The organism is Roseomonas haemaphysalidis (assembly GCF_017355405.1).
Classification (GTDB): domain Bacteria; phylum Pseudomonadota; class Alphaproteobacteria; order Acetobacterales; family Acetobacteraceae; genus Pseudoroseomonas; species Pseudoroseomonas haemaphysalidis.
This window is the reverse complement of the sequence record NZ_CP061177.1, coordinates 3,451,091-3,464,772: the sequence shown is the minus strand read 5'-3', so window position 1 is coordinate 3,464,772 and position 13,682 is coordinate 3,451,091. Positions and strand designations below refer to the sequence as shown.

The window sequence follows — 13,682 nt, the reverse complement described above, 5'->3', positions numbered from 1 at the left end:
TTCGCGGTTGATCGATACGCCCGTGGCGCGGACAATATGCCGTCACTGCCCCGGGCCGCATCGCCATGACGTTTCTTTCCCGCCGCGCCCTGCTGATGGCGGGTGCCGCCCTGCCGCTGGCCGCGCCCGCCGCCCTCCGGGCGCAGCCGGCCGCGCCCCGGCTGCGCCTGCGGCTGCTTGAGACCACCGACCTGCACGTCAACGTCTACCCTTACGACTACTACCGCGACCGCACGGACGACACGGTGGGGCTGGCCAAGACCGCGTCGCTGATCGCCGCCGCCCGGGCCGAGGCGCCCAACACCCTGCTGTTCGACAATGGCGACGTCATCCAGGGCAGCCCGCTGGGCGACTACATGGCCTATTCGCACGGGCTGAAGCCGGGGCAGATGCATCCCATCGTCGCCGCCATGAACGGGCTGGACTACCTGTGCGGCACGCTGGGCAACCACGAATTCAACTATGGGCTGGATTACCTCGGCGTGTCGCTCGCCGGGCAGAATTTTCCGAGCGTCTGCGCCAATGCGGTGAAGGCCGACGGCACGCCGCTGGTAGCACCCACCCGCGTCTTCACCCGCGAGATGGTGGATGAGGCCGGGGCGAAGCACAGCCTGCGGATCGGCGTCATCGGCTTCGTGCCGCCGCAGATCGTGCAATGGGACCAGGCGAACCTGTCCGGCAAGCTGACCACCACCGACATCGTCGAGGCGGCACGGAAGTACCTGCCGGAGCTGCGCGCGCAGTCCGACGTGGTGGTGGCGCTGTGCCATTCCGGCATCGCCGGCGGCGACGCCAAGGCGGGGGTGGAGAACGCCGCGCTCTTTCTGGCAGAGGTGCCGGGCATCGACGCCATCCTGACCGGCCACCAGCACCTGGTGTTCCCCGGGAGCGACTTCGCCAACATCGCCGGGGTCGATGCCAAGCGCGGCACGCTGCACGGCGTGCCGGCGGTGATGGCGGGCTTCTGGGGCAGCCACCTCGGCGTCATCGACCTGTCGCTGGAAAAGCATGCCGAGGGCTGGAAGGTGGCCAACTTCGCCGTCGAGGCGCGGCCGATCTACGAGCGCACCGCCGACCGCAAGATCGTGCCGAAGGTGGAGGCCGCCGCCGGCGTGCTGGCCGCGGCCCGCACGGAGCACGAGGCGACGCTGGCCTATGTGCGCCAGCCGGTGGGCGAGACGCGTGGCTCGATCAACAGCTACTGGGCGCTGGTGGCGGACGATCCCTCGGTGCAGATCGTCTCCAACGCGCAGACCTGGTACGTGGCGCAACTGGCGAAGACCGCGGGCCTCGGCGACCTGCCGCTGCTGTCGGCGGCCGCGCCCTTCAAGGCCGGCGGGCGCGGCGGGCCGGACTATTTCACGGACGTCAAGCCCGGGCCCATCGCCATCAAGGACGTGGCGGACATCTACCTGTACCCCAACACGCTGCGGGTGGTGAAGGTGACGGGCGCGCAGCTGCGCGAATGGCTGGAACGCTCGGCCGGGCTATTCAACCGCATCGACCCGGCCAGCACCGCCGAACAGCCGCTGATCGACACGCGCTTTCCCTCCTACAATTTCGACGTGATCGACGGCGTGACCTACCGCATCGACGTCACCCAGGCGCAGCGCTACGACAACGACGGCAAGGTGGTGGCGCCGGACGCGCACCGCATCGTCGGCCTGTCCTACAAGGGCCAGCCGGTGGGGGAGGCGCAGGAATTCCTGGTCGCCACCAACAACTACCGCGCCGGCGGCGGCGGCAACTTCCCCGGTGCCGACGGCAAGACCATCGTCATCGAGGCGCCGGACCTGAACCGCGACGTGGTTGTGCGCTACATCGTCGAGCAGAAGGTGATCGACCCCGCCGCCGACGGCAACTGGTCGCTGGCCCCCTGGCCGGCCGGCGCCGTGGTCAGCTACGTCACCGGCCCGGGCGCCGGCGCCTTCCGCCCCGCCGGGCTGGCGGCCACCGAGATGGGCCACACGCCCGAGGGCTTCACCAAATACCGGCTCGGCCATGCCGGCTGACAGCAGAGGACGCGCCCCCATGATCAAGAGACGAGTTCTGGCCACCGCCGCCTGCGCGCTGCTGGCCATCGGCACGGCGCAGGCCGCCGAGATCAACCCCGCCATCGTCTTCGACATGGGCGGCAAGTTCGACAAGTCCTTCAACGAGGGCGTGCACAACGGCGGCGAGGCCTTCACGCGCGAGACCGGCGTGGCGGTGCGCGAGTTCGAGCCGCAGAACGACACGCAGCGCGAGCAGGCGCTGCGCAACTTCGCCCGCCGCGGCCAGTCGCCCATCATCGCGGTGGGCTTCAACCAAGTCAGCGCCGTGAAGGCGGTGGCGGCCGAGTTCCCGCAGGTCCGCTTCGTGATCATCGATTCCGTGGTGGATGCGCCCAACGTGCAGTCCATCGTGTTCCGCGAGGAGCAGGGCAGCTACCTCGCCGGCATGCTGGCGGCGTTGAAGAGCGCGACCGGCAAGATCGGCTTCGTGGGCGGCATGGACGTGCCGCTGATCCGCAAGTTCGCCTGCGGCTACGTGCAGGGTGCCCGCGCGGCGAACCCGCGCATCGAGGTGCTGCAGAACATGACAGGCTCCACCCCCAGCGCCTGGAACGACCCGGTGCGCGGCGCGGAGCTGACCCGATCGCAGATCGAGCGCGGGGCGGACGTGGTGTTCCACGCGGCGGGCGCCACCGGCAACGGCGTGCTGCAGGCGGCGTCGGATGCCGGCAAGTTCGGCATCGGCGTGGACAGCAACCAGAACATGCTGCACCCGGGCCATGTGTTGACCAGCATGGTCAAGCAGCTCGACGTCGCGACCCGCACCACGCTCGCGGCGGCGCGCGACGGCAGCTGGAAGCCGGGCACGCAGGTGCTGGGGCTTGCAGAGGACGGCGTGGGCCTGGCCTTCGACAGCAACAACGCGGGGCTGGTGACGCCGGAGATGCGCGCGCGGATCGATGCCGCCAAGGCCGAGATCGTCGCCGGCCGCGTTTCGGTGCACGACTACATGAGCAACAATTCCTGCCCCAACTGATGAGCGACCCGGCGCCGCCGGCGATCGAGCTGGAAGGCATCGACAAGCGCTTCGGCGCCGTCCATGCCAACCGCGCGGTGGACCTCGTGGTCCGCCGCGGCCACATCCACGGCATCATCGGCGAGAACGGCGCCGGCAAGTCCACGCTGATGGCCATCCTGCACGGCTTCTACACGGCCGATGCGGGGACCATCCGGGTGAACGGGCAGGTCGCCAGCATCCGCGACAGCCGCGACGCCATCCGCCACGGCATCGAGATGGTGCACCAGCACTTCATGCTGGTGGAGCGGTTTTCCGTGCTGGAAAATGTCATGCTGGGCGCCGAGGGCGGCGCGCGGCTGGCGCCGGGTGCCGCCAGGGCACGGGCCGAACTCAAGCGCCTGGGCGAGACCTACGGGCTCAGCGTCGACCCTGACGCACGCATCGAGGACCTGCCGGTCGGCGCGCAGCAGCGCGTGGAAATCCTGAAGGCGCTGTATCGCGGCGCCGAGGTGCTGATCCTGGACGAGCCGACCGGCGTGCTGACGCCGCAGGAAGCGGACGACCTGTTCCGCGTGCTGCGGGCGCTGCGCGACCAGGGCCGCACCGTGCTGCTGATCACCCACAAGCTGCGCGAGATCATGGCCATCACCGACCGCGTCTCGGTGATGCGCGCGGGCCAGATGGTGGCGCACCGGGACACCGCCGCGACCACCGCCGCCGAGCTGGGCGAGCTGATGATCGGCCGCCGGCTGGCCGCCCCCGCCGCCCGCCCGGCGTCGCATCTCGGTGAGACGCTGCTGGAAGCGCGCGGCCTTTCCGTGCGCGACGCGCAGGGGGTGGAGCGGGTCAAGGACGTGGATCTGGCGCTGCGCGGCGGCGAGGTGCTGGGCATCGCCGGCGTCGCGGGCAACGGGCAAGGTGAGCTGCTGGAGGCGCTGGCCGGCATGCGCACCCCCGCGGGGGGCGAGATCCGGCTGAACGGCCGCACGGTCTTCCCCGGGCGGGACTTCAACGCGGCGGCCCTGCGCCGCCAGAAGCTGGGCCATGTGCCGGAGGACCGGCTGCGCTCCGGCCTGCTGCGCGCCGCCCGCGCGGCGGACACCGCGATCCTTGGCTACCAGGACGACCCGGCCTATCGCGACGGGCTGGGCCTGTTGTCGCGCGACAGGATCATGGCGCATGGCGCTCGGCTGATGCGCGAGCACGATGTGCGGCCGGGCGACCCCGCGCTGCGCTCCGCGCTGTTTTCCGGCGGCAATCAGCAAAAGCTGATCATGGCGCGCGAGATCGAGCGCGACCCCGCCGTGCTGCTGGTGGGGCAGCCGACGCGCGGCGTGGATATCGGCGGCATCGACGCCATCCACCAGCGGTTGCTGGCCTGCCGCGCGGCGGGCAAGGCGGTGCTGGTGGTGTCGGTGGAACTGGAGGAAATCCTGGCCTTGGCCGACCGCATTCTGGTGATGTTCGATGGACGGATCATGGGCGAGCTGACCGCCGCCGAGGCGAACGAGCAGCGCCTCGGCCTGCTGATGGCGGGCGTCGCGGCGTGAACGCCGCCTTGCCCCGCTGGGCCGACCTGATCCTGCTGCCGCTGGTCAACCTGCTGCTGGCGCTGGGCCTGACGGCGCTGATCGTGCTGGCCACCGGCTCCGACCCGCGTGCCGCGTTGTGGGCGCTGGCGGTGGGCAGCCTGGGGTCGGCGGATGCCATCGGCTACACGCTGTACTACGCCACCAACATGGCCTTCACGGGCCTCGCGGTCGCCGTCGCCTTCCAGGGCGGGCTGTTCAACATCGGCGCCGAGGGGCAGGCCTACCTGGCCGGGCTCGGCGTCGCGCTGGTGGCGCTGTATCTCGATGCCCTGCCGGGGCCGTTGCTGGTGCCGCTGGCCATCCTGGGCGGGGCCGCCTTCGGCGCCGCCTGGGGTGCGGTGCCGGGCTGGCTGCAGGCGAAGCGCGGCAGCCACATCGTCATCACCACCATCATGTTCAACTTCATCGCCGCCTCCTTGATGGTCTACCTGATCGTCAACGTGCTGATCGCCCCCGGCTCGCCAGCGCCGGAGACGCGGCGCTTCGCGCAGGCCGCGACGCTGCCCGGGCTGGCGGGCTTCGGCTTCCCCAGCTCGGCGCCGGTCAACCTGGCGCTGCCGCTGGCGCTGCTGGCGGCGGGGGCGGTGTGGCTGCTGATCTGGCGCACCCCCTGGGGTTACGCGCTGCGGGTGATGGGCGAAAGCGCCGAGGTCGCGCGCTACGCCGGCATCGACCAGGGACGGATGACGGTGCTGGTCATGGCGCTGTCCGGCGCGCTGGCGGGCGGCGTGGCGGTCAACGAGTTGCTGGGCGCGCAGCACAAGCTGCTGCTGGGCTTCACCGGCGGCTATGGCTTCACCGGCATCGCGGTGGCGCTGATGGGGCGCAACCACCCGGGCGGCGTGCTGCTGGCGGCGCTGCTGTTCGGCGCGCTGACCCAGGGCGGTGCCGAGATGGCCTTCGAGGTGCCGGACGTACCCTCCGAGATCGTCGTGCTGATCCAGGGGCTGGTGATCCTCTTCGCCGGCGCGCTGGGCAACATGCTGCGGCCGGGCCTGTCCCGCCTGCTGGCGCGGAAGCCCGCGTGATGGAGGGCTTCGACCTCGTCTCCATCCTCGCCGCCACGCTGCGCACGGCCACGCCCTTGCTGCTGGCGGCGCTGGCCGGGTTGTTCTCGGAACGCGCGGGCGTCATCGACGTCGGGCTGGAAGGCAAGATGCTGGTGGCCGCCTTCGCGGCGGCGGCCACCGCCGCCGTGACGGGCAGCGTCTTCGCCGGGCTGGGCGCGGGCATCGCCGCCGCCTGCGTGCTGGGGCTGGTGCATGCCTATGCCTGCGTCACGCTGCGCGGTTCCCAGGTGGTGTCCGGCATGGCCATCAACATCGTCGCGTCCGGCCTGACGGCGACGCTGGCATTGGCCTGGTTCTCCATGGGCGGGCAAACGCCACCGCTGCCGGCGGGCGGGCGCTTCCTGCCGCTGCGACTGCCCGAGATTCCGGAGCTCGGCCGCGTCTGGTCGTCGCTGATCGGCGGGCAGACGCTGCTGGTCTATGTGGCGCTGCTGCTGGTGCCGGTTTCCGCCTGGGTGCTGTACCGCTCCCGCTTCGGGCTGCGGCTGCGCGCCAGTGGCGAGCATCCGGCTGCGGTGGATACGGCCGGCATCTCCGTCGCCCGGCTGCGCTATTCTGGCGTGCTGATCGCCTCCGTGCTGTGCGGCGTGGCGGGGGCCTATATCGCCACCGCCCAGGGCGCCGGCTTCCAGCGGGATATGATCGCGGGCCGCGGCTACATCGCGCTGGCGGCGATGATCCTCGGCGGCTGGCGGCCCTGGCCGATCCTGCTGGCCTGCCTGGGCTTCGGGCTGCTGGATGCCGTGGCCATCCGGCTGCAGGGTGTCGTGCTGCCGGGCATCGGCGCCTTTCCCGTGCAGGCCATCCAGGCGCTGCCCTATGTGCTGACGGTGGTGCTGCTGGCCGGCTTCGTCGGCCGCGCCATCCCGCCCAAGGCCAGTGGCACCCCTTACGTGAAGGAACGCTGATGGATCCGCTGACCCAGGCGGCGCTGGACGCCCGCGCCAAGGCCTACGCGCCTTATTCCAACTTCCCCGTCGGCGCTGCCATCCGCACCGAGACGGGCGCCGTCTTCGCCGGCTGCAACGTGGAGAACGCCGCCTACCCCGAGGGCACCTGCGCGGAAGCCGGCGCCATCGCCGCCATGGCCATGGCCGGCGGCCGGCGAATCCTGGAGGTGGTGGTGGCCGGTGGCGGCGCCATGCCCTGCACGCCCTGCGGCGGCTGCCGCCAGAAGATCCGCGAATTCGGCGGCGCCGATACCGCCATCCGCATGGTGGACGGGGAAGGGCGGCTGCTGCTGCGCGCCACCCTGGCGGAGCTGCTGCCGCATTCCTTCGGCCCCGACAATCTGGCAGAACCCGCCGCATGAAAGCCTATCTCGCCGGCCCCGATGTCTTCCTGCCCAATGCCACCGAGCACGCCCGCCGCAAGGTGGCGATCTGTGCCCGCCTCGGCTTCACCGGCCGCCCGCCGCTGAACGAGGACGTGGCGTCGCTGGCCGCCATGCCGGAGGAGCAGGCGTGGGAAACCATCTTCCGCAAGGACGTGGGCATGATGGAGGAATGCGACGTCATCCTGGCCAACCTCACGCCCTTCCGCGGCGTCTCGGCCGACAGTGGCACGCTGATCGAGGTCGGCTGGTTCCTTGGCCGCGGCAAGCCGGTCTTCGCCTACAGCAACAACGGCATTCCCTTTGCCCGCCGCTGCGCCGCGCACAACGCCGTGCTGCCGGACCCCATTCCGGGCGTCAGCGTCGAGGGCTTCGGGCTGCCGGACAACCTGATGATCGCGGGCGCCGTGCTGCATGGTGGCGGCGGCTTCCCGATGGTGGTGCCGGAGGACGGGCGCGAACTGCCGATGGACAGCCTGGAGATGTTCGAGCGCTGCGCTGCGCTGGTTTCGGAAAGGCTTCGCTGATGCGCCGCATCGTCATCGACACCGACCCTGGAAAGGACGACGCCGTCGCCATCCTGCTGGCGCTTGCGGCGCCGGAGGAACTGGAGATCGTTTCCATCACCTCCGTCGCCGGCAACGTGCCGCTGGCGCGCACCACCGAGAACGCCCTGGCGCTGCTGGAGCTCGGCGGCCGCACGGACGTGCCGGTGTTTCCTGGCTGCACCCGGCCGATGGTGCGACCCGCCGTCACCGCCGAGCACGTGCATGGCGAAACGGGGCTGCAGGGCCTTGTGCTGCCTGCCGCCGTCGCCGCCCCGCAGTCCCGGCATGCGGTGGACCATCTGGTCGAGCTGCTGCTGCGCGAGCCTGCGGGCAGCATCACCCTCTGCCTGCTCGGCCCCGCCACCAACCTGGCCATGGCGCTGGTCAAGGCGCCGGAGATCGCGCCGCGCATCGCCGAAATCGTCTGGATGGCCGGTGCGCGCAGCGAGGGCGGCAACGTTTCCCCCGCCGCCGAATACAATGTTTATGCGGACCCCGAGGCCGCCGCCGTGCTGCTGGCCAGCGGCGTGCCGTTGACGCTGCTGCCGCTGGACCTGACGCATCAGGTGCTGATGACGCGCGACCGGCTGCTGGAGCTGCGCGCGGTGGACACCGCCGCCGCCCGCGCCGTCTGCACCATGTTCGGCGACGCCGACGGCAACCCGCAGCGCGAGCGCGAGCGGGATGGCATTCCGCTGCACGACCCCTGCGTCATCGCGCACCTGATGGACCCGGTGCTGTTCCGTGGCCGCCTGATCAACGTGGCGGTGGAAACGGCCAGCCCGCTGACGGCCGGCATGACCGTGGCCGACTGGTTCGGCGCCACGGACCGCGCCCCCAACGCCACCTGGCTGAACGAGGCGGATGCCGACCGCTTTTTCGCGCTGCTGCGCGAGCGCCTGTCACGCCTGCCGTGACCGCGCGCTGCGCCTGGGCGAACGGCGACCCGCTGCTGGCCGCCTACCACGACGCCGAATGGGGCGTGCCGGTGCGCGACAGCCGGGAGCTGTGGGAAACCCTGATGCTGGAGGGCTTCCAGGCCGGCCTTTCCTGGCTGGTGGTGCTGCGGCGCCGTGACGGCTTTCGCCGCGCCTTCCGGGATTTCGACCCCGAGGTGGTGGCGCGCTTCGGCGACGCGGATATCGACCGGCTGATGGCTGACCCCGGCATCATCCGCGCCCGCGCCAAGATCGTCGCCACCATCGGCAATGCCCGTGCCTTCCTCAGCATGCGGGACGCCGGCGAGGATTTCTCCGACTTTGCCTGGAGCATGGTGGGCGGCGCGCCGATCCTGGGGAATGGCCATGTGCAGGCCAGCACGCCGCTGTCGCTGGCGATGTCCAAGGCCCTGAAGCAGCGTGGCTTCAAGTTCGTCGGGCCGGTGATCGTGCATGCCTGGATGCAGGCGGTGGGGATGGTGGACGACCACGCGCCGGAGTGCTTCCGGCATCGGCGGTAGCAGGCAAGGCTGGGGGAAGGAATTCCCCCAGGCCCCCATCTTCTTTTTATCTGTTCACCCACGCGAGCCTGCTGGGCGGTTCCGTTTCACAGGCACCGAACAGTCAGAAGGAAAGGAAGGGGCCCGGGGAATTCTTTCCCCGGCCTTCTACTGCGCCAGAAAGGCGCGCGCCGTCCGCAGGCTCAGCGCCATGATGGTCAGCGCCGGGTTGGCGGCCAGCGAGCTCGGGAACACCGAATTGTCGCAGATCCACAGGTTGCCGATGTCGAAGCTCTGGCCAAAGGGATTGACCACCGCGTCGTCCTTGTCCGTGCCCATGCGGCAGGTGCCGATGGTGTGGGCGGCGCGGTGCAGGGTCCAGATGTCCGTGGCGCCGGCCGCCTGCCAGATCTCGGTCATCACCCGCTCGGCGTGGCGGTGCAGCCGCTGCTCGTTGTCGCCGTAGCCGAAGTCGATGCGCGGCTTGGGCAGGCCGGTGTCGTCTACCTCGTCGGACAGCGTCAGCCGGTTGTCCCCGGAAGGCAGGCATTCGCCGTTGATGCCGAGCCCGGCCGTGAAGTTGTAGCGGTCGATGTAGTCCACCAGCGCCTGGCCCCACAGCCCGCGCCCGCGCGCCACCTGGTCCGCCCAGGTCTGCGGCACGACGCCGAGGCTCTGGATCAGGTAGCCGCCGGCGAAGTCGGCATCCACCGGGCGCACCATCGCTTCCGTCATCAGGGACGACGGCCAGCCCTTGTTGCCGCGCATCTCCGCCGGGAAGGTGCCCCAGACCTGGGTGGCCACGTGCGCCATGTAGTTGCGCCCGACCTGCCCGGAGGAATTCGCCAGCCCCGTGTGCAGCAGCAGGCGCGGCGTTTCCACCGCGCCCGCGCACAGGAACACGGCGCGGCAGAGCTGGCGCTTCTGCTCGCCGGCTTCCACGTAGAGCACGGCGGTGACGCGGCCCTGGCTGTCGCGCTCAAAGCCATTGGCAAAGCAGTTGGCGCGGATCTCGGCGCCGTGGCTGACGGCCAGCGGCAGGAAGGTCACGTCCATGCTGACCTTGGCGCGGTTGCGGCAGCCCTGGTGGCAGTAGCCGCAGCTGACGCAGGCCTGGCGCAGCGGCCCGCCGGGCTGCTGGTAGTCCTGCGACACCACGGCGGCCGGCGCGTCGCAGGTGGTGATGCCCAGGCGCCCGCAGCCCAGCGCCATGGCATCGGCCGGCGCGTTGCGGGCCACCGGCGGCAGCGGGTAGCGCCGCGCCGGGTCCCAGGGGTAGTGCGCGGGGCCGGAAATGCCGAGATAGCCTTCCAGCTCCTCGTACAGCGGCGTCAGCTCCTGCAGCGTCACGGGCCAGTCGCGGCCCTGGCCGGTTTCGCTGCGCAGGGCCAGGTCGCGCGCATCGACGCGCGGCGTGAAGGCGCCCCAGTGCAGCGTGGAACCGCCGACGCCGATGCCGCTGTTGTTGGCGCCGAAGGCCTGCGGCATCGCACCGCCGGCCAGCCGCTCGCCCTGCCAGTACAGGTCGGCCGACAGCGTCTCGTCGTTGACATAGCCTTCCGGGTCGCGGTGGCGGCCGGCTTCCAGCGCCACCACGCGCAGGCCCGCCTGGGCCAGCCGCGCCAGCAGCGGCGCGCCGCCGGCACCCGTGCCGATCACCACGGCATCGACGATCTCGTTCACGACCGCGGCTCCCAGGCTTCGCGCACATCCATGCCGAATTCACGGAACCCGCTTTTGCGTGGCCCGTCGCCACCCGATGCGACGCCGCTGTAGCCCATGCGGGCCAGCGTCGCGGGGTGGCCGATATACTGCTTCACCGCCATGGCGCGCAGGTCGCCGAACCACAACGCCATCTGCGCGCCGTCCAGCGGGCCGGGCGGCAGCTCGCCATCGGCGCAGCGGCGCAGCAGCGCGTCCTGCGCCACCGCGTCCATGGCCGTGAAGCCCAGCGCGCCGAGGTGCCGCAGCGCCAGGGCGGCGGCCTCGGCATCCGGCGGCAGGGCGGCGAAGCGCCAGCCGTCGCCGCCCTGCGCGGCCAGCACGGCGTCGATCCGCGCCGCGAGGTCGATGCGCGCGGGGCCGGGCTGCGGCACCACGCGGTCCAGCACGGCGCGCAGCACGTCCATGGCTTCCGGCGAAAGCGCCTGCGGCGCCGGGTCGTCCGGCAGCGTCCGCGCCAGCAGCCCATCGCGCAGCGCGCCGGCGGTGCGGGGGGAACGCAGCAGCGCGAGATAATCGGGCGGCACAGGCACGGCGGGGGAGGCGATGGCGGCGGCGAAGCCGGCGATGGCCTCGGCCACCGCTTCCGGCGCTTCCAGCGGCAACAGGTGCTGGACGCCGGGCAGGGCGCGCAGCGTCGGCTTGGCGTAGTGCGGCACCATCAGACGCTGCTGCGCGTCGGGGCCGAGGTCGGCATCCTCCGCGCCTGCCAGGATCAGCGCGGGCAGGGGCAGGGTGCCGATGCGGCCGGACCAGTCCTCGCGGCTGCCGGCGGCCAGCCACGCGCGCCACGCGGCGGGGTTGGCGCGCAACACGTCCCGCTCCGCCAGGGTGCGTGCCTCGGGGGAAAGCCGCGCGGCATTGGCGTCGACGAAGCGGGCGGCCTGGGTGGCGCTTTGCTCGGCGCTGCCATTGAACCAGCCGAGCATCTCCTGCCGGCGCTCCTCCGCCATCGGCTCGGGCGAGGGCGGGGAGCCCGCCAGCGTCACCACGCCGGCCAGTTCCCGCAGGGCGGGGTCGCCGTCCACGGCGCGGCGGGCCAGCACGGCGGCCACCTTGGCGCCCATGCTGTGGCCGGCCAGCAGCCAGCGGCCGGCGGGGGCGGCGTCGCGGATGCGGGCGGCCACGTGGTCGGCCATCTCGGCCACGCCGTAGCCGGTCTGGCCGGCGGCGTCGCCGAAGCCGGGCAGGTCCAGCGGATGGCAGTGGATGTGGGCGGGGAGGGCGGCTGCGACCGCCCCCCATTCGCGGGCGCTGCCGCCCAGGAAGGGCAGGCAGAACAAGGTGGCGGGGGAAGCCGGCAGGGGGGTCATGGAGGCGCATCTGGGCGCGGAACGACATCCGGCAAGATGGAAATCCGCCGCGTTCACGCCGCGCGCAGTGCAGGGCAGAACTTCGCCGGCGGGGTGCAACGCCCCGCCGCGCCATGCGTCAATGATGCTTGCCCTGGGCGCTTCAGCCGAACTGCGGCGCGCCGTAGGGGTAGTAGTCGCCCAGCGTCACGTGCCGGTAGGGCAGCGCTTCCAGCCGCACGGTGCCGAGAAAGGGCTGCTCCGGCTCCACCAGCAGGATGGTGGGCGCGAAGCCGCTGTCGTGGAAGCCGCGGCGGAAATGCACGCGGGACTTGATGGCGATGATGGCGTAGTCCGCCGGCTCGATGCCGCGCTCGCGCAGCTCGGACAGCTCGATGATCTGCACCAGGTTGGGGCTGATCACCAGGAGGTTGCCCTGGCCGAAGCGCACCGTGACCCAGGTGGAGCCGGCGCCGCGCCGCAGGCCCTCGCTCACCGCCTCCACCGTGCCCTGGATGCGCAGCGGCTCGCCGGCGGAATCGTCCACGCGCCCGCCGATCGCGCGGTCAAAGGCGTCGCCCGGTTTGATGCCGGCGGCCAGCAGGGCGTCGATCGCTTCCGGGTCCATCACCGCCGCGACCAGGGTGTTGGCGCAATCCTGCGCCACGATCTCCCGCAGCAGCCAGGTGGCGGCGCCGGAGCGGTCGCTGTGGTCGCACAGCACCACGGGGGTGCGGCCCTCGGCCACCGCCTGCCTGGCCAGGGCCACGCCGGCGCCGATGCGGTGGATGGTGGCGGCCTTGAGCAAGGCCTCGCGCGAGCGCCAGGCGAACTGTGCCATGTCGTCGGCGATGCGCCGGGCCAGCGCCGCGTCGCCGTTGGTCAGCACCTGGAAGCACAGCCCGACATCCGGCACGTCCGACCAGGGAAAACCGAAGAAGACGTTGACGTAGGTATCGGGCTCGCGTGCTTCCCAGACCATGGCGCGCTGGATCAGGTCCATCCAGGGGGAGGCGCCGGTCCATTGCAGCACGGTGGGCGAGATCACCGGCACCTTCACGGTGTGATGCGCGGGCGCGTAGTCGCCGCGGATGGCGCGCACCAGGGTGCGGGCCGCGCGCTCGCCCTGCAGGTAGCTGTCGTAATGCGGATAGAACTTCACCGTGAAGGCCATGTCCGCGTGACGCAGGAATTCGGCGTCCTCGTTGCCATGCGGGTCGAAGGTGGCGGCGATGCGGGCGGTGGGCCCGACGATGGCGCGCACGCGCCGGGCGATCTCGGCTTCCGGGCGGGGCACCCCGCGCACGCCCATGGCGCCGTGCAGAGAAAGATAGACGCCATCGAAGGGCCCCTGCGCGCGCAGCTCCTCCTCCATGCGGCCGACAAAGGTCTCGAAGGTGTCCTCGGTGATCCAGCCGGAGCCGGAGCCGCGCTTGGAATCGAGCGGGGATTCGATGCCCACCAGCTCCACGTTCTCGAACTCCCGCGCCACCTTCACGAAGCCGCCGACATAGGAGCGCGGCTCATGCGCCAGCAGCTGCTCGCCGCGCGCGGGCGAGCCCTGGTAGGTGAAGTCCGCCACCGTGGTGTCGGAGGGCAGGAAGGTCACCGTCTCGTGCGAGAACTTCAGCACGGCGATGCGGATGGGCGTGGACTTCATGGGCGGATCTTCCAG

The 13,682-nt window shown here is 71.4% G+C and carries 12 protein-coding genes; 9 read left to right on the top strand and 3 right to left on the bottom strand.

Annotation, left to right across the window (positions count from 1 at the left end; genetic code table 11):
- Positions 1-65 precede the first annotated feature (65 nt).
- From IAI59_RS16115 to IAI59_RS16075, 9 genes are read left to right on the top strand one after another with little or no spacing between them, the layout of a single operon-like run.
- A complete protein-coding gene (locus tag IAI59_RS16115; RefSeq protein WP_237180361.1) occupies positions 66-2,012 on the top strand; it encodes a bifunctional 2',3'-cyclic-nucleotide 2'-phosphodiesterase/3'-nucleotidase in 1,947 nt (648 codons plus the stop codon).
- Positions 2,013-2,031: 19 nt separating this feature from the next.
- A complete protein-coding gene (locus tag IAI59_RS16110; protein ID WP_207415079.1) occupies positions 2,032-3,030 on the top strand; it encodes a BMP family lipoprotein in 999 nt (332 codons plus the stop codon).
- On the top strand, positions 3,030-4,562 hold the full coding sequence (locus tag IAI59_RS16105) for an ABC transporter ATP-binding protein (protein ID WP_207415080.1): 1,533 nt from the start codon (positions 3,030-3,032) through the stop codon (positions 4,560-4,562). The genes IAI59_RS16110 and IAI59_RS16105 overlap by 1 nt, the downstream gene beginning before the upstream one ends.
- Entirely contained in the window at positions 4,559-5,632 is a 1,074-nt protein-coding gene (locus IAI59_RS16100; RefSeq protein ID WP_207415081.1) for an ABC transporter permease, read from the top strand. Before IAI59_RS16105 ends, IAI59_RS16100 begins: the two co-directional genes overlap by 4 nt.
- Positions 5,632-6,582 carry an ABC transporter permease gene (locus tag IAI59_RS16095; RefSeq protein ID WP_207415082.1) on the top strand — a complete coding sequence of 317 codons (951 nt, stop codon included), beginning with the start codon at positions 5,632-5,634 and terminating at the stop codon, positions 6,580-6,582. The genes IAI59_RS16100 and IAI59_RS16095 overlap by 1 nt, the downstream gene beginning before the upstream one ends.
- Positions 6,582-6,986: a cytidine deaminase gene (locus tag IAI59_RS16090; protein ID WP_207415083.1), complete on the top strand. Its 405-nt coding sequence runs from the start codon at positions 6,582-6,584 to the stop codon at positions 6,984-6,986. Before IAI59_RS16095 ends, IAI59_RS16090 begins: the two co-directional genes overlap by 1 nt.
- Positions 6,983-7,534 carry a nucleoside 2-deoxyribosyltransferase gene (locus IAI59_RS16085; RefSeq protein ID WP_207415084.1) on the top strand — a complete coding sequence of 184 codons (552 nt, stop codon included), beginning with the start codon at positions 6,983-6,985 and terminating at the stop codon, positions 7,532-7,534. Before IAI59_RS16090 ends, IAI59_RS16085 begins: the two co-directional genes overlap by 4 nt.
- Entirely contained in the window at positions 7,534-8,472 is a 939-nt protein-coding gene (locus IAI59_RS16080) for a nucleoside hydrolase (protein ID WP_207415085.1), read from the top strand. Before IAI59_RS16085 ends, IAI59_RS16080 begins: the two co-directional genes overlap by 1 nt.
- Positions 8,469-9,014, top strand: a complete 546-nt coding sequence (locus tag IAI59_RS16075; RefSeq protein ID WP_237181147.1) for a DNA-3-methyladenine glycosylase I — start codon at positions 8,469-8,471, stop codon at positions 9,012-9,014. Before IAI59_RS16080 ends, IAI59_RS16075 begins: the two co-directional genes overlap by 4 nt.
- Before the next feature lie 147 nt (positions 9,015-9,161).
- Here the strand turns inward: IAI59_RS16075 and IAI59_RS16070 are convergent, their stop codons facing one another.
- The 3 genes from IAI59_RS16070 to IAI59_RS16060 form a co-directional block, all read right to left on the bottom strand.
- Positions 9,162-10,676: a GMC family oxidoreductase gene (locus IAI59_RS16070; RefSeq protein ID WP_237181146.1), complete on the bottom strand. Its 1,515-nt coding sequence runs from the start codon at positions 10,674-10,676 to the stop codon at positions 9,162-9,164.
- The gene (locus IAI59_RS16065; protein WP_207415086.1) at positions 10,673-12,028 is read right to left on the bottom strand and encodes an alpha/beta hydrolase; all 1,356 of its coding nucleotides are present in this window, start codon (positions 12,026-12,028) and stop codon (positions 10,673-10,675) included. Before IAI59_RS16065 ends, IAI59_RS16070 begins: the two co-directional genes overlap by 4 nt.
- 142 nt (positions 12,029-12,170) lie before the next feature.
- A complete protein-coding gene (locus IAI59_RS16060; RefSeq protein WP_237180362.1) occupies positions 12,171-13,667 on the bottom strand; it encodes a M81 family metallopeptidase in 1,497 nt (498 codons plus the stop codon).
- Positions 13,668-13,682: the final 15 nt, after the last annotated feature.